The following is a 19314-nucleotide window of genomic DNA, read 5'->3' as shown; positions in this document are numbered from 1 at the left end:
ATCAAAGTTGGCCGCAGGGTCCAGCAGCTATTTACACGAAACTGTACGGGTCGACATCCACACCCACCCGGACGCCCGCCGGATGGTTCAAAGCGCCCAGCCATTCGCGGATCGTGTCCTGAAGTCTGGCGCTGCGTTTCGCGTTGATGAGCAGGCGATAGCGGTAGCGCCCGCGGAGAAGGCTCAGCGGAGCGGGGGCCGGGCCGTAGATCGCCATGTCGTCGCTTCTGGGGCGGGCGTCGCCGATGCGGCGGGCGGCATCGCGTGCTTCGCTTTCCTCCTCGCTCGACACGATGATCGCGGCCCAGCGGCCGAAGGGCGGGGCGCCCGCCATGCGGCGCGCTTCGGTTTCCGCTTCGTAGAAGGCGTCGCGATCGCCTGCGGCCAGCGCCGCGATCACCGGCGCATCGGGATGGCGGGTCTGGATCAGCACTTCGCCGGGTTTGGACCCGCGCCCCGCACGACCCGCGACCTGAGCGACCTGCTGATAGGTGCGCTCTGCCGCGCGCAGATCGCCGCCTTCGAGGCCCAGATCGGCATCGACCACGCCGACAAGGGTCAGCTCGGGGAAATGGAACCCCTTGGTTACCAATTGCGTCCCTACAATCACGTCCACGCCGCCATTTTCGACCAGCGCGACGAATTCCGCCGCGCGGCCGGGCGAATTCAGCGTATCGGACGTGGCGACGAACACGCGCGCATCCGGCAGGCGCTCGGCCACCTCGTCAGCGATCCGCTCCACGCCCGGTCCGCAGGCGACCAGGCAATCGGGTTCGCCGCATTCGGGGCAGGTTTCGGGCGGCGGCGTCTCGTGGCCGCAATGGTGGCAGGCGAGGCGGCGGGAAAAGCGATGTTCGACCAGCCAGGCGCTGCAATTGGGGCATTGGAAGCGGAAGCCGCAATTTCGGCACAGCGTCAGCGGCGCATAACCGCGCCGATTGAGGAACAGCAGGGACTGTTCGCCGCGCGCCAGCCGCTCTTCCAACGCTTCGACCAGCGGCGGCGCAAGCCACGATCCGCGCCCCGGCACGTGTTCGGTCAGGTTAATCGTGCGGATTTCGGGCAGCTCCGCTCCACCGAAGCGGCTGGGCAGGTCGAGCTTGGCGTACGTGCCGCTCTCCACCATCGCCAGGCTTTCGAGCGCGGGCGTGGCGCTGGCGAGGACGACAGGGATTTCCTCGAACGCGGCACGCATCACCGCCACGTCGCGGGCGTTGTAGCGCACGCCGTCATCCTGCTTGAAGCTCACTTCGTGCGCTTCGTCCACCACAATCAGGCCGAGCTTCGCATAGGGCAGGAACAGCGCCGACCGGGCGCCAACCACGACCTGCGCGGTCCCGTTCGCAATGGCGCGCCAGGCGCGGCGACGTTCGGTGGATTTGAGCGAGGAATGCCACAGAACCGGCTTGGCCCCGAACCGCTCCTCGAACCGCGACAGGAACGCTTCGGTCAGCGCGATCTCCGGCAGGAGGACGAGCACCTGCCGTTCCATCCTGAGCGCATCGGCGATGGGCTCGAAATACGTCTCGGTCTTGCCCGATCCGGTCACGCCGTCGAGCAGGAAGGGCGCGAATTTTCCTTCCCTCACCGCCTGAGCGATCGTTCCGGCAGCGGCTTGCTGCTGGGCCGACAGATCGACCTCGGCGAAATCGGGGCGTGCGGGGTGGTAGGGGCGGTCGCAATCGACTTCGACCGGTTCGAGGCAGCCCTGATTGACGAGGCCGCGCAGCACGCCTTCCGATACGCCCGCGATCCCCGCCAGCTCGCGGATCGTCGCCTGTTCCCCCTCCAGCGCTTCCAGAGCGGCCTGTCGCTGCGGCGTCATGCGTTCGGGCAGGCCGCCCGTGAGGCGGTATTCGATCGTGGTGGCCGGGCCTTTCAGCGCACCGCCCGAACTCAGCGCCATCCGCGCCACGCTGGCGAGGGGGGCGCAGTAATAAACCGCCGTCCATTCGATCAGCCGTCGCAGGGGTGCGGGGAGGGGTGGAATCGGCAGCAAGCCCCTCAGCGCGCGCAGTTTTTCCGCCGGAACCTCGGCCCCGGGCAGCCGTTCCGCCTCCCAGACGATTCCGATCACCGCGCGCGGGCCCAGCGGACATTCGACCACCTGGCCCGGTTCGACCATCATCCCTTCGGGGACCTTGTAATCGAGCGGGCCGAGGGCGGCATTGAGGACGAGGCAGCGCACGCGGTTCATGAACGCGTCAATATGGGCGGGGCACGCTCAGGAAAACAAGGGTGGGACCTTAAAGGAGACTGCAAATGACCGATATTCTCATCCTTTCCGATAGCAGAGCATCATCCGCGGGCGCATCGTCGCTCGATCGACCGACCGGGCGGCGCGGCTTTCTCGGCAAAATCGGCGGTGGGCTCGGCGCAGGCGCGGCCCTGCTGTCACTGCCCGCCTGCACCAGCTTCGGCGGCGGCGGCTTCAGCCTGGTCGATGCGGTCGAGCGGCTGCTGTTCCTGTCGAGCGAGCGCGCTTTCACGCGCATGCTCCAGCCCGATGGGTTCTGGGACGAGCAGGTCGCGCAATTGGGTCTGGGCGGATTGTTGGGCGCGCGCGGCGATGTGCTCGGCCGGATCCTCACCTCCGCGCTGTTCAAGAACCGTCTCGAAGGCGCGTTTGCCAATTTCGCCTATGATGCGGCCTATCGCGCTGCGCCGATCGTGACCGATGCGGTGCGGGTGATCGGTTTTTCCAACGCCATCGATCTGGTGCGAGGCGGGCCGACTGCCGCGACATCCTATCTGCGCGGCAGCATGGGTTCGCGCCTGATCGACGCGATGGTGCCGGAACTCGGACAAGCCATGCGCGTCGCGCAGGATCCGCTGGTGGGCGAGCTGCTGGCCGGCCTCACCGGCGTCGACGTGCCGCGCATCGCGACCACGTTTGCAAGCCGGATCGACGACACGATCTGGAACGAGATCGGCCGCGAGGAGAGCCTGATCCGCGCCAATCCCCGAAGCGCCAACGATCCCCTGATCGCTGGCGTCTTCGGAGCGGAAGCGGCGTTCTAGAGCGTCAGAAGCGGTAGAACAGCGACACTTGGCTCACATGCGTGTGCCGGGTGTTGCCGTTGTCGCGCGGGCGGATCTGGAACAGATATCCGCCGGTCAGATCGAGCGTGGGCGTAATGCGCGCAGTCGCACCGGCGTTGAGGCGCCACTGGTCGATCCGCTGCGGGCCGCCTTCGTTGCGGTCGCGCAATTGGTAGAGGAGTTCGCCCGAAGCGAATCCGGTCACCTTGTTGGCGATCGGCGTGCGGAAGCGAGCGCGCTGGCGCAGGCGCAGGGCCATGCGATCGGCGCCGTCATAGAAGCGCTCCTCGATCCGGCTGCGGAAATCGAACTTGCCCACGCCGAAGGTCAGCTGCTGATAGGGGCGCACTTCGGTGAAGCCGTCTTCGTCGTGGATTTCGATCCCGCCGCCGAGGGCGACCGCATCGGAAACATCGGTGTTGAATTCCGCACCGAGGATATATTCGTTCGGCCCGTCGCGACGGCGGGTTTCGAGCTCCAGCTTGAAGTCGGTTCCGGGCGCGATGTCGCCCTTGATGCCGGTTTCGATCCACAGCTCGTCGTCGCTGGTGGCGGCGCGCGCGGCACTCGGTTGCATAATGGCGCCCAGGGCGGCAAAGCCGATCGCAAGGGCCGGAAGGGTGTTCGACACGGATTGAATCCTTCGGTTGGAAAACAGTCGTAATTACGACACAAAAATGAAATTTTCCCCAGCCGGATTTTTATGACCGGTTCGTGACAGGAGCGCTCGCCAGATGAAATTTTTTGCCGACACCGCCGAGATCGCAGAGATCGAGGAACTGATCGATATCGGCCTGCTGGACGGCGTCACCACCAACCCGTCGCTTATCGCCAAGTCGGGCCGCGACTTCATGGAGGTGACGAAGGAAATCTGCGCGCTGGTCGATGGGCCGGTAAGCGCGGAGGTCGTGGCGCTCGATCATCCCACCATGATGAAGGAAGCGGACAAGCTGCGCGCCATCGCCGACAATGTCTGCATCAAGGTGCCGCTCACGATCGACGGGCTGAAGACCTGCAAGGCACTGGCAGAAGACGGCACGATGGTGAATGTCACCCTGTGCTTTTCTGCCAATCAGGCGCTGTTGGCCGCCAAGGCCGGGGCGACCTTCATCTCGCCCTTCATCGGGCGCCACGACGATAACGGCTTCGACGGGATGGACCTTATTCGTGATATTCGCCTGATCTACGACAATTACGGTTACGAGACCGAAATCCTCGCTGCCAGTATCCGCCATGCGACTCACGTGCTGGAAAGCGCGCGCATCGGTGCCGATGTGGCGACCATGCCGCCCAAAGTGATCAAGGCGCTGTTCAATCACGTCCTCACCGACAAGGGGATCGAAGGCTTCCTGAAGGATTGGGCGGGAACGGGTCAGTCGATCCTGTGATTTTCCATACATGACCGAACAGACGCCCCTCGACCGTTTCAAGCAGGCCCTGACCGGCACGGCCCGCGCCTTGGCGCGTGAGGATGAGGTCGAAGTCGCCTGGAGCGCGGATAGCCCGTCTCAGGCGGGCAAGAACTTCCGCGTTCCCCTGCCGGGCCGCACGCTGCCGCACGATCAGGCGCGGCAGGCGCGCGGTTTTGCGGACAGTTTCGCGCTGCGGCTGCGCCATCACGACGAGGGGGTCCATTCGAGCGGCGCCCCGCGCGAGCCGATCGCGCGCGCCTGTTACGACGCGATCGAACAGACCCGCTACGAAGCTCTGGGCGCGACCCGCTATTCGGGCATCCGCGCCAATCTCACATCGGCGGTCGAGATGCGCACGGCGTCCGATCCGATCGCGCGCGCCACCGAAGCCTCGCAGGTGCCGCTTCCGACCGCGCTGTCGCTGATGCTGCGCGAGGCGCTCACCGGCGATCCGATCCCCGAGCGCGCCCGCGAAGGCGTCGACATGGTGCGTGAGGAAATCGAGGCAAAGGCGGGCATGGACATCGCTTCCATGGCCGACAATCTCGAAGACCAGTCCGCCTTCCAGAAACTGGCGCTCGACATGCTGCGCCATCTCGACCTGACCTTGCCGGAGGATGCCGAGGATTCGGGCGACGACACCGGCGAGGACGAGGGCGAAGCGCCCGAAGAGGACGAAACTGGCGAGGACGAACAAGACGAAGGTGATGCCGAGCCGCAGTCGAGCGAGATCGCCGGCGAGCCCGCGCAGGGCGAAAGCGATGCCGACACCGATGGCGAGGAGGGCGGCGAGCAGGAAATGGGCGAGGGCGATCCCGCCGACGATGGCGAGGAGGGCATGCAGCCCGTCCGCCCGAACCGCCCCTGGACCGATCTGCCCGAAGAGTTCGACTACAAGCACTTCACCGACAAGTTCGACGAAGTGGTCGAGGCACCCGAGCTGTGCGACCACGAGGAACTCGACCGGCTGAGGAGCTATCTCGACAGCCAGCTGGCGGGCCTTCAGGGCATCGTCACCCGGCTCGCCAACCGTTTGCAGCGCCGCCTGATGGCGCAGCAGAACCGCAGCTGGGATTTCGACCAGGAAGAGGGCCTGCTCGACGCCGCGCGCCTGACCCGCGTGGTCATCAGCCCCGGCCATGCGCTCAGCTACAAGGTGGAGCGGGATACCGAGTTCAAGGACACGGTCGTCACGCTGCTGATCGACAATTCCGGATCGATGCGCGGGCGTCCGATCTCCATCGCCGCGATCAGCGCGGATATTCTGGCGCGTACGCTGGAACGCTGCGGGGTGAAGACCGAAATCCTCGGCTTCACCACCCGCGCCTGGAAGGGCGGCCAATCGCGCGAGGCATGGCTGGCGGACGGTCGCCCCGCCGATCCGGGCCGCCTCAACGATCTCAGGCACATCATCTACAAGAAGGCCGACGAGCCCTGGCGCCGCGCGCGCCGCAATCTCGGCCTGATGATGCGCGAAGGATTGCTGAAGGAAAACATCGACGGTGAGGCGCTGTTGTGGGCGCACACCCGCCTGCTCGCCCGACCAGAGGATCGCCGCATCTTGATGGTCATCAGCGACGGCGCCCCGGTCGACGACAGCACGCTGAGCGTCAATCAGGCAGGCTATCTCGAAGGACATCTGCGCAAGGTGATCGGCTGGATCGAGAAGCAATCGCCGGTGCAATTGGTCGCGATCGGCATCGGTCATGACGTTACGCGCTATTACAAACGCGCGGTGACGATCATGGATGTCGAGCAATTGGGCGGCACGATCATCGAGCAGTTGGCTGGGCTATTCGAGGGGGAAAAAGGGTGAAGGTTTCAGAAGCCGTCGCTACCCGCCGTTCCGTCCGCGCCTTTACCGACCAGCCGGTCGAGCGCGCAATCCTAACCCGCATTCTCGAAAAGGCGCAGCGTTCGCCTTCGGGCGGCAATACGCAGCCTTGGCATGGCATCGTCCTCACCGGCGAGCCGATGCAGGCACTGTTCGACCGCATCGCCGAGGAATTTCCCAAGGGCCGCGCGGCGCACAAGCCCGAATACGACATCTATCCGCCGGAACTCGACGGTGCCTATGAACAGCGCCGCTTCGGTGTCGGCGAGGACATGTACGGCGCGCTCGACATCGCGCGCGAGGACAAGGGCAAGCGGCTCGAATGGTTCGCGCGCAATTTCCGCGCCTTCGGTGCGCCGGTGCTGATGCTGGTCCATACGCCCAAATATATGGGCCCGCCGCAATGGAGCGATATCGGCATGTGGTTGCAGACCGTCGCGCTGCTGCTGCGCGAGGAGGGGCTGGATAGCTGCTTTCAAGAAGCGTGGGCCGTCTATTCCCCGCAAATCCGTGAGGTGGTCGACATTCCCGAAGATCACATTTTCTTCTGCGGCATGGCGATCGGCTATCGCGACGAGGATGCGGCGGTGAATCGCTTCGACGTGAAGCGCGCCGGTCTGGACGAAAGCGTACGCTTCGAGGGGTGGGGCGCCTAGTCCTTGCCCTGCTGTTCGGCGCTGACTTGGTGCGCGATATCGGGATCGCGCCAGATCATCACGCCCATGATCACGAACCATGCCAGCATCAGGAAGGCGAGAAACCGCTCATAGAGGCCGTCCCAGCCCGTGGGCATCATGAACAGGCCCGGCCCCAGCAGAGCGAAAGTTCCGCCCAGCAGATAGCAGGCGATGCCGATCCGCTTGTCGATCTCGTAAATCTGGCCCGCCGTCAGCAGCGCGGCGAGGGGAAACGCGACCCCAAGCGTATAGACCAGATAGATGTGGATCACCGGACCATCGCCGGTGGAATAGGCCTCATACGCGGCAATCAGAGTAACTGCGGCGGCATAGACGACCAGGAGAGCGGCGCCGATCTTCCAGTCCTTGCGGTCGATCCGCCAGCGCAGCAGGCCCGCGGTCGCGGCCAGAACGCCGAGGACGAAGGCGTAAAGGCCGAGATCCGCCAGCAGGTCGTATTCTCCCGCGGCCATGTCGGATATGGTATCGGCTGCCAGTCCGATACGGTCGGACAGCGCCACGCCCAGCAGATCGGTGACGGCCGTGGCGAGACTGCCGGTAACGGCCAGGCCGCCCAGAATGCGCGACGTGGCGTCGCTTCCCGAATTCTTGCTCATTGGAATGCCCCGCTTGCGCTTGCCGGTCGGTTCGACCATTTGCCGCGTCATGACCGAAGCCCTGACCGACGCTCCCTTGCGCCTGTTCAACTCTCTTAACAGGCAGGTTGAGCCCTTCGTTCCCGTCCATCCGGGCGAGGCGCGCGTCTATAGCTGCGGGCCGACGGTCTATAACTACCCGCATATCGGCAATATGCGCGCCTATGTGTTCGCGGACGTTCTGGGGCGGACGTTGAGCTGGAAGGGCTACGATCTCACCCACATCATCAACATCACCGATGTCGGCCATCTGACCGACGATGGCGATGCCGGTGAGGATAAGCTGGAAAAGGCGGCAGCGCAGAAATCGCAGTCCATCTGGGACATCGCAAAGCATTATACCGAGGCGTTCAAGGCGGATGTGCGCGCTCTCAATATCCGCCAGCCATCGCAATGGTCGGTCGCCACCGATTACATCGAGCCGATGATCGACTTTGCGAAGAGCATCGCGGACAAGCATTGCTACGAAATCGACAGCGGGCTCTATTTCGACGTTTCGACCATCGCGGATTACGGCCGATTGGCGCGTGCCATCACCGAAGAGGGTGAGGGGCGGATCGAGACGGTCGAAGGCAAGCGCAACGCCGCCGATTTCGCGATCTGGCGCAAGACGCCGCCGGGCGAGACGCGGCAGATGGAATGGGACAGCCCTTGGGGCAAGGGCGCGCCGGGCTGGCATCTGGAATGTTCGGTGATGGGGGAGAAGCTGCTGGGCTTCCCCTTCGACATTCACACCGGCGGGATCGACCACCGCGAAATCCACCATCCAAACGAGATTGCGCAGAACCAAGCCTTCTGTGGCTCTGGCAAAGTTTCCGGGGGCTTGGACGAGGCGACGCATTCCGGCGCGAAGATCTGGATGCACAACAATTTCCTCGTCGAGCGTTCGGGCAAAATGAGCAAATCGTCGGGCGAGTTTCTGCGGCTCCAGCTGCTGATCGACAAGGGCTACCATCCGCTCGCCTATCGGATGATGTGCCTCCAGGCACATTACCGCAGCGAGCTGGAATTCAGCTGGGAAGGGCTGGGGGCCGCGCTGACCCGGTTGAAGCGGCTGGTGATGGCGGTCGAAAAGCTGCGCGACGAACCTTCGCAGGCGGTCGCCGAGCATCCCAAATTCGCACCCATCCTGACGAGGTTCGAGGATGCGATTGCCGACGATCTCAACACCCCTGTCGTCCTCACGGCATTGGAAGACGCGCTGGCGGTGAAGAAGGTCGATGCCGGAATGAAACGCGCCGTTGTAGAAGAGATGGACCGGGTGCTCGGCCTCGATCTGCTTCGGCTGAAGCGCACCGACCTGCGCCTGCGTCCAAAGAACGCCCAGATCACCGAAGCCGAGATCGAGGCCGATCTGCTCCGCCGCAAAGAAGCGCGCCTTGCCAAGGATTTCGCCACTTCCGACGCGATCCGCGCCAGCCTTTCCGCCAAGGGCGTGGAAGTGATGGACGGCGATCCGCTAGGCTGGGAATGGAAGCTCGCATGACCAAAGCCGTCCTCTCCGCCATGATCCGCCCGCTGGTCGAGCCGCGCCTGCCCGACTGGGTCGAGCCGCTGTGGTTCGCCAGCAAGGACGAGGCGCTGGAGCTTGCGCCGCAGGCCGAAATCGGCTGGTTCGATTTCACCCATCCCGAACCGATGGTGGAGGTGGTGAAGGCCGCAACGTCGCTGAAATGGCTCAATTCGATCTATGCGGGGCTCGATTTCCTCCCCCTCGACCTGCTCGATGAACGCGGCGTCACGGTCACCAACGGGGTCGGCATCAATGCGATCACGATCGCCGAATACACGGTCATGCTGATGCTGGCGCACGCTAAGGGTTACCGCGACGTGGTGCGTGCGCAGGACCGGCGCGAATGGCTGATGGACAGCCCCGGCAAACGCGAACTGGCGGGCGAGCGGGTGCTGCTCTTGGGCCTCGGCGCGATCGGATCGCTGGTGAAGACGCGGCTGGAAGCGTTCGACATGGACGTCGTGCCGGTGCGCCGCTCGCGCCACGAAAATTCGCTCGCGCCGGACGAATGGCGCGGCCAGCTCGGCAATTTCGACTGGGTGGTGCTTGCCGTCCCCTCCACGCCCGAAACGGTCGGCATGATCGGCGCGGAGGAACTCGCGGCGATGAAAAGCACCGCCGTCCTCGTCAACATCGCGCGCGGCGACGTGGTGGATCAGCCCGCGCTCCTTGCCGCACTCGAAGAAAAGCGGATCGAGGCTGCGCTGCTCGACGTGACCGATCCGGAACCGCTGCCCGAGGATCACCCGCTCTGGCCGCTCGATAACGCGCAGATCACCATGCACCTTTCGGGCCGCGCGCAGACGAAGATGTTCATGCGGTCCGCCGATCGCTTCATCGAGAATCTTCAGCGCTGGCACGATGGCGAGCAAGTCGCGCCGCAGATGGATCTGACGCTCGGTTATTGAGCGGACCGTAACCCGGAACGTCACACGGTGGGCCGCCGTTAATGTCTCGAAACGGAGACCACTATGCCCACCTTGAAAGACACGTACCCGCTCTACCTCTGCAACAAGGCGGAGCAGCCCAACACCGATCTCGAAGTCACCGACAAGTTCACCGGCGAGGTCGCGTTCAAGACTGCGCTCGCCACGCCCGAGATCATCGACAAGGCCATTGCCGGCACCGTCCGCGCCGCAGAGCCGATGGCACGGCTCGCCAGCTATCAGCGCAAGGCGGTGCTGATGCATTGCGTGGAGCGGTTTCGCGAACGTTATGACGAGTTGGCCTATTCGCTCTGCGTTGAAGCGGGCAAACCCATCGGCGATAGCGAGGGCGAGGTCGACCGCCTGATCGACACGTTCGAAATCGCTGCGGAGGAAAGCGTGCGGATGGGCGGCGAGGTCATGCCGCTCGACATATCTGAGCGCGCGGCAGGCTATCAGGCGATGTGGAAGCGCGTGCCGGTGGGTCCGTGCAGCTTCATTTCGCCGTTCAATTTCCCCCTCAACCTCGCCGCGCACAAGATCGCGCCCGCTCTCGCGGTGGGCTGCCCCTTCGTCCTCAAGCCTGCCAGCAAGACGCCGCTGGGCGCGCTGATCATCGGGGAAATTCTGGCCGAAACCGATCTGCCTGAGGGCGCGTTCAGCATCCTGCCCGCCAGCCGCGACGGCGCGGATCTATTCACCGAGGACGAGCGCCTTAAGCTCTTGAGCTTCACCGGATCGGACACGGTCGGCTGGGCGCTCAAGGCCAAGGCGGGCAAGAAGAAGGTCGTGCTCGAACTGGGCGGCAACGCCGCTGTCGTCATCGACCACGACGCCGATCTCAACGATGCGTGCGAGCGCGTGATCAAGGGCACGTTCTACCAGTCCGGCCAGAGCTGCATCAGCGTCCAGCGGATCGTGATCCACGAGGACGTCTATGACGAATTCCGGGAAAAACTGGTCGCTGCGGCGAAGGAACTGAAGGTTGGCGACCCCAAACAGCGCGACACCTTCATCGGCCCGATGATCGACGACGACGAGGCCGAGCGGCTGGAAAGCTGGATCGGCGAGGCGGTCGATAACGGCGCGACAGTGCTCTGCGGCGGCGGGCGCGACGGGCGGCTGGTCGAAGCGACTCTGCTCGAAAACGTCGATCGCGCGGCGAAGATCGTCAACGAAGAGGCGTTCGGCCCGGTCGCCGTGCTGATGAAATTCCGCGAATGGGACGATGCGCTGGCCGAAGTGAACCGCAGCGAGTTCGGCCTTCAGGCGGGCATCTTCACGCGCGATCTGTTCAAGGTGCTCGAAGCCTGGGACCGAGTCGATGTCGGTGGGCTGATGGTCAACGAAATCCCAAGCTACCGCGTCGACAACATGCCCTATGGCGGGGTGAAGAACTCCGGCCTGGGACGCGAAGGCATCCGCTTTTCGATGGAGGACATGACCGAGATCCGGAACATGGTGATCAGGCGGAACTGATCGTGATCGGGCGGTGGGGGACCTATCCCCTCCCGCCCGACCGTCATCCTTCTTCCAGCAACAACACCTCGCAGGTCACGATCAGGCGCGGGCTCGGCAAAAGCCGGTGTTCGACTTCGGTGACGGTCGCATCCGCCACCAATTGGCCGGCGAGCGCGAATTCGTGATCGGGCAGGGCGGCTATGAAGCGCTCGCCCGCCGCAACCGCGTCCTCGCCTGCGAACAGCAGAATGAAGCCATGCCGCGCGCCTGCGAAGGTGATGCTGGCCCAGGCACGCTCGGACTGCGCGAGAAGCTGGCCCCGATGCTCGCTCAGAGCCAGTAACGCGTCGCGAAGTCGGTCTGCCGCAGTCTTGCGAGCGCGTTTCGGCGGTTTCGCGACCACGAGCGCGGAGGTCATAACGTCAGACATACAGCGGCTCCTCGTAATCGTTCATCCAGCGCGTGACGCGCTGTTCGGTGCGCCCGCGCGGTTCGCGTCCGCGCCGCAGATCGAGCACGAATCGCGGATCGCGCGCCGCGAGGCGTCCGAAGGTGGTGGCGGCCATGCGGTGGCGGCGGAGGAATTTCTCGACTTTGCGAAGCAGCATGTTTCCCTCTGTGGCAGGTGACGAGTCGCTTGATGTTCACGATACGTTCCAGTCGAAATCCTACTTGTCTAGGAAAAATACTAAGCTATAGGAAAAATATAACGCGGCACTCGGAAAGGACCGCTCATGGACAGGCAGGAACCGCTCGACCGTTTCGATCCCGAGGAGCGCCATGCGCGCGCGCGGCTCGCTGCCATTGCCAAGGAGCAGGGCCACACGCTGAGCGCGCTGGCGCGGTTGATCGGGCGCAATCCCGCTTATCTCCATCAATATCTCAATCGCGGCAGCCCCCGCCATCTCGACGAGCCTGACCTGCTGCGGATCGCGGAGTTTCTCGGAGTCGCGCGCGACGCCATCGCCACTCGCTCGCTTGCTCGTCCAGCCGGGCAGTCCTCCGCCAATCCGCCGGTCGCTTCGCGCGAAGACGCGTATATCTCGGTGCCGCGCCTTCCGCTCGAAGCGTCGGCGGGGCCGGGATCGGTAGGCGCGGAGGAAATTTCCTATGACACCTTTCAATTTTCCAAGCGCTGGCTGCGCGAGATGGGGCTGGACGGGGCGGATCTGTCCGCCATCCGGGTCGAGGGCGACAGTATGGAGCCGCTGCTGCGTTCGGGTGACGAAATCTTCGTCGACCGCACGCGGCGCACGGGCGAGGGCGTGTTCGTCGTCCGCATCGGAGATGCGCTCCACGTCAAGCAGATCCAGGCCAGCGCGCCGGGCCGGATCGCTCTGGTCAGCGCCAACGACGCCTATGCACCGATCGAGCTTGCGCGGGACGAGGTCGAAGTGATCGGCCGCGTGGTGTGGAAGGGCGGGCGGATGTGAATGCGCCTGGTTTGGCGTGCGCTGGAACGAGAGGCGCGTGCGTTCGTATGAGCTTCATCGACTGCGTGAGTGGGCACGCAAATCTTTGATCTTGCAGGAGCATCGCCATGAAGACGTCCCTTATCCCCATCCGCCTCATCCCCGCTCTCGCCGCGACCGTCCTGTTGGGCGGCTGTTCGGCCTATGGCGGCCTCGGCGGGCTTGGCGGAATTCTCGGCGGCGACACATATCGCAGCGGCTCGGGCGGGTACGAACCCTATCGCGGGGACGATCTTTACGGGACCAATTACAGCAACGATTTCGAGCGCGCGGCCTTCAACGCCTGCGGACGCCAGGCCTCGCAATATGGCCGCGTGGCGATCGACCGGGTTGAGCAGATCGACCGCAATGCCGTGCGCGTGATCGGCCGGATCGATTCGCGCGATTCGCGCCGCGATGAATTCGGCTGCACGTTCCGCAGTGATGGGCGGATCGTCGATTTCCGCTTGGGCTGACTTCAAGCCGACTCTCATTTCGACGTAGTGGTGGGCGAGCCGGTCCTGCGGCCTCGGAAATTCCCTTCCTTTCGCGCTCGCTATGAAGGAGCCGCTATGTTCACCAAGAATCCCTGGCCAGGCATCGGGTTCGATGCCTGGCTCCTTTCCCTCGACGCCATGACTGTCATCGGGCTTCGCACCATGCGGATCGCGCAGGGTGGCGCGTTGGGCGATCGCGAGGCGCAGCGCATGGTCGAGGAAAAGATGCTCGCCATGGTCATGCTGCCCTTCGCCCTCTGGTCCTCGCCCACCGATAGCGCCGCCACCGTCACCCGGCGCGGCCTATCCCATTTCGGCAAGACCGTGCGCGCCAATCGGCGGCGGCTTTCGAAGGCCGCGTAACGGCCACCCGATCGGGGCGGCATTGCAAAGCCGGGGGCGCTGGGCCATCTCCGCGGCATGACCGAAACGACGACTACACCGCCCCGCAATCCGCCGATGAAGGCGGGCATCATCCCCGTCACGCCGCTCCAGCAGAATTGCTCGCTGATATGGTGCACCGCCACCAATAAGGGCGCGCTGGTCGATCCGGGCGGCGATCTCGACAAGGTGAAGGCGGCGCTGAAGAATTCCGGCGTGGAGCTTGAAAAGATTCTGCTCACGCACGGCCATATCGACCATTGCGGCGAAGCGGGCATTCTCGCCAAGGAACTGGGCGTTCCCATCGAAGGCCCGCACGAAGCGGATCGGTTCTGGATCGCCCGGCTCGACGACGACGGGGCGCGGTTCGGCGTCCACGGCCAGACCTTCGAACCCGATCGCTGGCTGGAAGAGGGCGAGACGGTCACGGTCGGCGATCTGGAGCTGGAAGTCTTCCACTGCCCCGGCCACACGCCCGGCCATGTCATCTTCTACCATCGCCCCAGCAAATTCGCTCTGGTCGGCGATGTTTTGTTCCAGGGCAGTATCGGTCGGACCGATTTTCCGATGGGCAACCACCAGGATCTGATCGATGCGATCGTGACCAAGCTCTGGCCGCTGGGGGACGATGTGACGTTCATCCCCGGCCACGGCCCCACCAGCACATTCGGGCAGGAGCGCAAGACCAACGCCTTCGTAAGCGACGCGGCGCTGGCCTGACGGATCAGATCACGGCGAGCGCAATCCCCACTGCATAGCCCGCCAGGAAGAGCTGCGTCACGAAGGTGACGATCACGCCAACCTTGCGGGGCAGGGTGGGGTTTTCGCCGTCCATGCCGATCCCGTGGGCCACACGCGCCAGCAGATAGATGCCCGCCGTGGCCGACAGCCACAGATCGCCGTGCCCGGCCAGTTCGATTCCGGCGATAAGGATCAGGAAGAAGGCGGTGTTCTCGACGAAATTGAGCTGCGCGCGCATCCGCCGCGTCAGCGGTCCGCCGCCATCGTCCCCGTGGCTGGTCTTGGTCGCCAGGCGCAGCTGGCCGACTCTGAAAGCGAGCCAGATATTGATCAGCGCCGCGGCAGCGGCGGAGGTAAGCGTGATCGGCAGGACGATATCCATGCGGCAGGTTCCCCGGTTTTGCGTGAGACGCTCTGCTAGGGCCCGGCCAGTGTGCTTGCAACGTGCGAAAATATCGCTATAGCGCCCGCCTTCACCGTCACGGGTTGGAATTTTCGGTCTGCCGCGCTCTTGTGCGGTCCCGGACCTTCCCCTAGGGCGGCCACCAACCATTCGAATTGATTGAGGAACAGGTGCCGCCATGGCCGTCCCCAAAAGAAAAGTATCGCCCCACCGCCGCGGCAATCGCCGTTCGCACGATTCGCTCAAGGTCGAAGCACATCACGAATGCTCGAACTGCGGCGAACTGAAGCGTCCGCACAATCTGTGCCCGCATTGCGGTTTCTACAACGGCCGCGAAGTCATCGCCGTCGGTCTCTGACCGTTAGCGACCGGAGAACGCCATGAGCTTGCCGCGTATCGCCGTTGACGCGATGGGCGGCGACGAGGGCGTTCGCGTCATGGTCGAAGGCGCCGCATTGGCGCGTCGCGACCACGACAGCTTCAAATTCCTGCTGGTGGGTGACCGGGCGCGGATCGAAGCCGCGCTCGAAGAGCATCCCAACATGCGCGGCGCGTCCGAAATCCTCCATTGCGAGGATGTGGTCGCGGGCGACGAAAAGCCCAGCCGCGCACTCCGCCGGGCCAAGACCACCAGCATGGGCCTCGCCGTCGATGCGGTGAAGCGGGGCGAGGCAGGTGCCGCCGTCAGCGCCGGGAACACCGGCGCGCTGATGGCGATGAGCAAGCTTGCCCTGCGCACCATGCCGGGGCTCGATCGGCCCGCGCTGGCCGCGCTGCTTCCCACGCTGACCGACGACGACGTGATTATGCTCGATCTGGGCGCCAATCGCGAATGCGACGCGCGCAATCTCGTCCAGTTCGCGATCATGGGCGCCGCCTATTCGCGCATTGTAACGGGGCGCGAGCGTCCGCGCGTGCGCCTCCTCAATATCGGCACCGAGGAAACCAAGGGCACCGAGGACATTCAGGAAGCCGCCAACCGCCTGCGTGCGGCGACGGGCCTGGCGATGGATTTCGAAGGCTTCGTGGAAGCCGACAAGATCAATCGCGGCCAGTGCGACGTGGTGGTGTGCGATGGCTTTTCCGGCAATATCGCTCTCAAGGCTATCGAAGGCGCGGCCCGCTTCGTCACCGATCTGCTGAAGCAGGCCTTCAGCTCCTCGATCCGGTCCAAGGTCGGCTTCCTCGTCTCGCGGCCCGCGACCGAGTTGCTGAAGCACCATCTCGATCCCAACAACCACAACGGCGCGGTCTTCCTCGGACTCAACGGCGTGGTCGTCAAAAGCCATGGCAGCGCCAATGCCAAGGGTGTCGCCAACGCGGTGAAGGTCGCTGCACGCCTGCTCGAAGACGATATCGTCAACCGCATCGCCCACGATCTGGGTGAAGTGTCGGATACCGGCTTCGCGGCGACCGGAAACGCGAAGTGATTCGCTCGGTCCTGACCGGTACCGGCTCGGCTCTGCCGCGCCAGGTCTTTACCAATGCCGATCTGGCGGAGCGGATCGACACGTCCGACGAGTGGATCGTCGAGCGCACCGGCATCCGCCAGCGCCATCTCGCCGAAGAGGACGAGACCACCTCCAGCCTCGCCACCGAAGCCGCGCGCCGTGCGCTCGACGCTGCGGGTGTCGAAGCGAGCGAGATCGGCCTGATCGTTCTTGCCACGGCAACGCCCGACCACACCTTTCCCGCCACCGCCACGCAGGTCCAGCACGCGCTGGGCTGCAATAGCGGCGTGGCCTTCGACGTGCAGGCGGTCTGTTCCGGCTTCCTCTACGCGCTTGCGACGGCCGATTCGCTGCTGCGCACGGGCATGGCGAAAAAGGCGCTTGTGATCGGCGCGGAAACCTTCAGCCGCATTCTCGACTGGGAGGACCGCACCACCTGCGTCCTCTTCGGCGACGGGGCGGGGGCAGTCGTTCTAGAGGCGCGCGAGGTCGCGGAAGACGGCCCGGGCATCATTGCCAGCAAGCTGCATGCCGACGGAGCGCACAAGGAATTGCTCTATGTCGATGGCGGCCCGTCGACCACCGGCACGGTCGGCAAGCTCAGAATGCGCGGGCGCGAAGTTTTCCGCCACGCGGTCGTCAATCTCGCCGAAGTCCTGAGGGAAACGATCGAGGAGGCCGGTATCGCGGTCGACCAGATCGACTGGGTGGTCCCGCATCAGGCGAATGCGCGCATCCTCGATGCGACGGCGCGCAAATTGGGCCTGCCGGCGGAAAGGGTGGTCGTCACCGTGGATCGCCACGCCAATACTTCGGCCGCCTCGGTTCCGCTCGCGCTCGATGTGGCGGTGCGCGACGGGCGTGTGAAAGAGGGCGATCTGGTCCTGTTCGAAGCGATGGGCGGCGGCTTCACCTGGGGTGCCGCGCTCGCACGCATGTGACCATTTCGGGACGCTTCGGCCCCTTTGGTTGCAGCTTTCGTACCCTGCGCCTATAGACTTAGGTTAATCGATACAGGGTCGCACCTGTTAGGAAAGGAAGCGACATGCGCTCCGTGGGCACATTAACCCGCGCCGATCTGGCTGAGACCATCAATCGCAAGATGGGTTTCAGCCGTGCGGAATCGCTCGACATGGTCGAAGCGATCCTGAAGAATATGTGCGACGCGCTGAGCGATGGCGAGAACGTGAAGATCTCCGGCTTTGGCAGTTTTGTGCTGCGCGACAAGAACGAGCGTGTCGGCCGCAATCCCAAGACCGGGGTCGAAGTTCCGATCACCTCGCGCCGCGTGCTGACTTTCCGCGCCAGCCAATTGTTGAAGGACCGCATCGCCCAAGGGTGATCGCGCTTGCCGGGAGGGACGCATGGCTGAATTCGACGCCACATTCGAAGACGGCAAGGATGACGGCGCCCTGCGCACCATCGGAGAGGTCGCCCGCGCGCTCGGCATCAAGCAACACGTCCTGCGCTATTGGGAGCAGCAGTTTGCGCAGCTTCAGCCGCTGAAGCGCAGCGGCAATCGCCGCTATTACCGCCCTGCCGATATCGCCCTGATCGAGCGGATCGACCGGCTGGTCAATCGTGACGGCTATACGCTGAAAGGTGCGCAGGCGGCGCTTCGCGAGCAGGGCAATCGTTCGGCTGAAGATACCTCATCGGCCCCGCGGGGCGAAAGCGCGGCTGCGAGCAAGGGCGCAGAGGACGTGTCCGAAATCCTCCCGCGCCTCAAGGCCATACGGGACGATCTGCGCGCCGCTCTGGCGGCCTGATCCCACCCGGCCCCGGCTGCGCGCGCGGCCTTTCGACAGAGATCCGGATACGAAGCGGGGGCGGAATCGCTTCCGCCCCCGCCAGTCCGGTCTTGAAACCGTCTTACAGCCCGTCGACGCTCTTGCTCACGAGGATGTTCACCGCCACGCGGCGGTTCTGTGCCTTGCCCTGCTCGGTGTAATTGTCGGCCAGGGGATCGGCTTCGGCCATGCCGGTCGGCGTCAGCATCCGGTAGGGCTTCCAGCCGCATTGCTGCTGGAGATAATTGACCACGCGCGCGGCGCGCTTCTCGCTCAATTCCTGGTTGAATTCGTAATCGCCGGTCGAATCGGTGTATCCCACCACCAGCAGCAGGGCGTTGTCCGTGCTGTCGGCCTGCGCGGCGGCGGCGCAAAGATCGGCCTGCGCCTGCCCCGAAAGCTGGGCCTTGCCGGTGTCGAAGAACACATTGGTCGTGCCCTTCACATTATACTGGTCGATGTCGCCCACGCGGCTGCGCAGCGCATCGGTGGCGGCGGTCTGCTCGGCGAAACCCTGAGCGGTGCCGCGCTGGATCATCGAGGCGAATTCGAGATCCTTGTTGCGGAAATCGATCGCGCTCGCGACCAGCTCGCCATCCGCGGTCTGTAGGGTTTCGACGCTGACCGGCAGGCCGTTGACCAGCGCATCGGCGGCCATGTCCTTGTTGCCGAGGCCCAGGAAGCCGCCCTTGCCCTTGACCCGCGTTTCCTGGTCGATCGTGACCACGGTGTTCGTGCCGTCATCGGCGGTGATCTGGATGCGATTGTCGCGCCGGGCGGAGATGATCCCCTCGACATCGGGCCCTTCCACAAGGGCGGATCCATAGACATCGACCGTTTCCGGCTGAACGCGGTCCTGCTGGGCGTGAAGCCCGGTGGCGGGAAGGGCGATCGCGGCGGCGATGGCAAGCGCGCGGGGCGCGGCGGTGAGTGTGTTCATTGCTTGCTCCTTCACGAACGGAAACGCGGCGCCGGGCCGTGCTTCGAGAGAAAGCGGGCCGGGTGCCATCGCGGCCTGTCGCCCGGATGAACGAATCTGTCAAAAATGAGGCATCGGGGGGCGGGCGGGTCGAGTGCTG

Annotated in this window: 23 protein-coding genes; 16 read left to right on the top strand and 7 right to left on the bottom strand. The window is 64.6% G+C overall.

Going from position 1 to position 19314, the window contains the following annotated elements; translation table 11 throughout:
- Positions 1 to 31: 31 nt before the first annotated feature.
- On the bottom strand, positions 32 to 2197 hold the full coding sequence (locus A3736_RS01885) for a primosomal protein N' (RefSeq protein WP_067678480.1): 2166 nt from the start codon (positions 2195 to 2197) through the stop codon (positions 32 to 34).
- A gap of 65 nt (positions 2198 to 2262) precedes the next feature.
- Between A3736_RS01885 and A3736_RS01880 the strand changes: the two genes are divergently transcribed.
- Positions 2263 to 3021 carry a DUF4197 domain-containing protein gene (locus tag A3736_RS01880; RefSeq protein ID WP_082851254.1) on the top strand — a complete coding sequence of 253 codons (759 nt, stop codon included), beginning with the start codon at positions 2263 to 2265 and terminating at the stop codon, positions 3019 to 3021.
- 4 nt (positions 3022 to 3025) lie between these two features.
- Here A3736_RS01880 and A3736_RS01875 read toward each other — a convergent pair whose 3' ends face one another.
- Positions 3026 to 3673, bottom strand: coding sequence for a DUF2490 domain-containing protein (locus A3736_RS01875; RefSeq protein ID WP_233999174.1), 648 nt, complete (start codon positions 3671 to 3673; stop codon positions 3026 to 3028).
- A gap of 103 nt (positions 3674 to 3776) precedes the next feature.
- Between A3736_RS01875 and fsa the strand changes: the two genes are divergently transcribed.
- From fsa to A3736_RS01860, 3 genes are read left to right on the top strand one after another with little or no spacing between them, the layout of a single operon-like run.
- Positions 3777 to 4430, top strand: coding sequence for a fructose-6-phosphate aldolase (gene fsa, locus A3736_RS01870; RefSeq protein ID WP_067678477.1), 654 nt, complete (start codon positions 3777 to 3779; stop codon positions 4428 to 4430).
- Positions 4431 to 4440: 10 nt separating this feature from the next.
- The gene (gene cobT / locus A3736_RS01865) at positions 4441 to 6270 is read left to right on the top strand and encodes a cobaltochelatase subunit CobT (protein ID WP_067678474.1); all 1830 of its coding nucleotides are present in this window, start codon (positions 4441 to 4443) and stop codon (positions 6268 to 6270) included.
- The gene (locus A3736_RS01860; protein WP_067678472.1) at positions 6267 to 6944 is read left to right on the top strand and encodes a nitroreductase; all 678 of its coding nucleotides are present in this window, start codon (positions 6267 to 6269) and stop codon (positions 6942 to 6944) included. The genes cobT and A3736_RS01860 overlap by 4 nt, the downstream gene beginning before the upstream one ends.
- Here the strand turns inward: A3736_RS01860 and A3736_RS01855 are convergent.
- On the bottom strand, positions 6941 to 7633 hold the full coding sequence (locus A3736_RS01855) for a DUF998 domain-containing protein (RefSeq protein WP_233999172.1): 693 nt from the start codon (positions 7631 to 7633) through the stop codon (positions 6941 to 6943). The genes A3736_RS01860 and A3736_RS01855 overlap by 4 nt on opposite strands.
- Before the next feature lie 10 nt (positions 7634 to 7643).
- Between A3736_RS01855 and cysS the strand changes: the two genes are divergently transcribed.
- The 3 genes from cysS (at position 7644) to A3736_RS01840 (ending at position 11539) form a co-directional block, all read left to right on the top strand.
- Positions 7644 to 9107 carry a cysteine--tRNA ligase gene (gene cysS, locus A3736_RS01850; protein ID WP_067678594.1) on the top strand — a complete coding sequence of 488 codons (1464 nt, stop codon included), beginning with the start codon at positions 7644 to 7646 and terminating at the stop codon, positions 9105 to 9107.
- A complete protein-coding gene (locus tag A3736_RS01845) occupies positions 9104 to 10042 on the top strand; it encodes a D-2-hydroxyacid dehydrogenase (protein WP_067678469.1) in 939 nt (312 codons plus the stop codon). Before cysS ends, A3736_RS01845 begins: the two co-directional genes overlap by 4 nt.
- Positions 10043 to 10105: 63 nt before the next feature.
- Positions 10106 to 11539: an aldehyde dehydrogenase family protein gene (locus tag A3736_RS01840; RefSeq protein WP_067678466.1), complete on the top strand. Its 1434-nt coding sequence runs from the start codon at positions 10106 to 10108 to the stop codon at positions 11537 to 11539.
- A gap of 43 nt (positions 11540 to 11582) precedes the next feature.
- On the opposite strand, the gene A3736_RS01835 is transcribed toward A3736_RS01840, so the two are convergent.
- Complete coding sequence (locus A3736_RS01835; RefSeq protein ID WP_233999170.1) at positions 11583 to 11951, bottom strand: hypothetical protein; 369 nt, start codon at positions 11949 to 11951, stop codon at positions 11583 to 11585.
- Complete coding sequence (locus tag A3736_RS01830; RefSeq protein WP_067678461.1) at positions 11944 to 12129, bottom strand: hypothetical protein; 186 nt, start codon at positions 12127 to 12129, stop codon at positions 11944 to 11946. Before A3736_RS01830 ends, A3736_RS01835 begins: the two co-directional genes overlap by 8 nt.
- Positions 12130 to 12255: 126 nt before the next feature.
- On the opposite strand from A3736_RS01830, the gene A3736_RS01825 reads away from it, so the two are divergent.
- From A3736_RS01825 to A3736_RS01810, 4 genes are all read left to right on the top strand, one after another.
- Positions 12256 to 12954 (top strand): LexA family transcriptional regulator, encoded by a 699-nt coding sequence (locus A3736_RS01825; RefSeq protein WP_067678458.1) that lies wholly within the window; start codon positions 12256 to 12258, stop codon positions 12952 to 12954.
- 107 nt (positions 12955 to 13061) lie between these two features.
- Positions 13062 to 13448, top strand: a complete 387-nt coding sequence (locus tag A3736_RS01820; protein WP_067678455.1) for a hypothetical protein — start codon at positions 13062 to 13064, stop codon at positions 13446 to 13448.
- A gap of 96 nt (positions 13449 to 13544) precedes the next feature.
- On the top strand, positions 13545 to 13832 hold the full coding sequence (locus tag A3736_RS01815; protein ID WP_067678451.1) for a hypothetical protein: 288 nt from the start codon (positions 13545 to 13547) through the stop codon (positions 13830 to 13832).
- A 96-nt stretch (positions 13833 to 13928) separates the two neighbouring features.
- Entirely contained in the window at positions 13929 to 14570 is a 642-nt protein-coding gene (locus A3736_RS01810) for an MBL fold metallo-hydrolase (RefSeq protein WP_067678588.1), read from the top strand.
- 4 nt (positions 14571 to 14574) lie between these two features.
- Here A3736_RS01810 and A3736_RS01805 read toward each other — a convergent pair whose 3' ends face one another.
- Positions 14575 to 14973, bottom strand: coding sequence for an MAPEG family protein (locus A3736_RS01805; RefSeq protein WP_197465460.1), 399 nt, complete (start codon positions 14971 to 14973; stop codon positions 14575 to 14577).
- Between the two features lie 199 nt (positions 14974 to 15172).
- Between A3736_RS01805 and rpmF the strand changes: the two genes are divergently transcribed.
- From rpmF to A3736_RS01780, 5 genes are all read left to right on the top strand, one after another.
- Positions 15173 to 15352 carry a 50S ribosomal protein L32 gene (gene rpmF, locus A3736_RS01800; RefSeq protein WP_067678449.1) on the top strand — a complete coding sequence of 60 codons (180 nt, stop codon included), beginning with the start codon at positions 15173 to 15175 and terminating at the stop codon, positions 15350 to 15352.
- Between the two features lie 22 nt (positions 15353 to 15374).
- Positions 15375 to 16424 carry a phosphate acyltransferase PlsX gene (gene plsX, locus A3736_RS01795; RefSeq protein ID WP_067678446.1) on the top strand — a complete coding sequence of 350 codons (1050 nt, stop codon included), beginning with the start codon at positions 15375 to 15377 and terminating at the stop codon, positions 16422 to 16424.
- Positions 16421 to 17386, top strand: a complete 966-nt coding sequence (locus A3736_RS01790; protein ID WP_067678442.1) for a beta-ketoacyl-ACP synthase III — start codon at positions 16421 to 16423, stop codon at positions 17384 to 17386. The genes plsX and A3736_RS01790 overlap by 4 nt, the downstream gene beginning before the upstream one ends.
- A 104-nt stretch (positions 17387 to 17490) precedes the next feature.
- Positions 17491 to 17787, top strand: a complete 297-nt coding sequence (locus A3736_RS01785) for an integration host factor subunit alpha (protein ID WP_067678438.1) — start codon at positions 17491 to 17493, stop codon at positions 17785 to 17787.
- Positions 17788 to 17809: 22 nt separating this feature from the next.
- Entirely contained in the window at positions 17810 to 18214 is a 405-nt protein-coding gene (locus A3736_RS01780; protein ID WP_067678435.1) for a MerR family transcriptional regulator, read from the top strand.
- A gap of 103 nt (positions 18215 to 18317) precedes the next feature.
- Here A3736_RS01780 and A3736_RS01775 read toward each other — a convergent pair whose 3' ends face one another.
- Positions 18318 to 19175: an OmpA family protein gene (locus A3736_RS01775; RefSeq protein WP_067678585.1), complete on the bottom strand. Its 858-nt coding sequence runs from the start codon at positions 19173 to 19175 to the stop codon at positions 18318 to 18320.
- Positions 19176 to 19314: the final 139 nt, after the last annotated feature.

Origin of the sequence: Erythrobacter sp. HI0063, from assembly GCF_001635685.1 — a bacterium.
Taxonomy (GTDB): Bacteria; Pseudomonadota; Alphaproteobacteria; order Sphingomonadales; family Sphingomonadaceae; genus Qipengyuania.
This window is presented reverse-complemented; position numbering and strand designations above follow the sequence as displayed.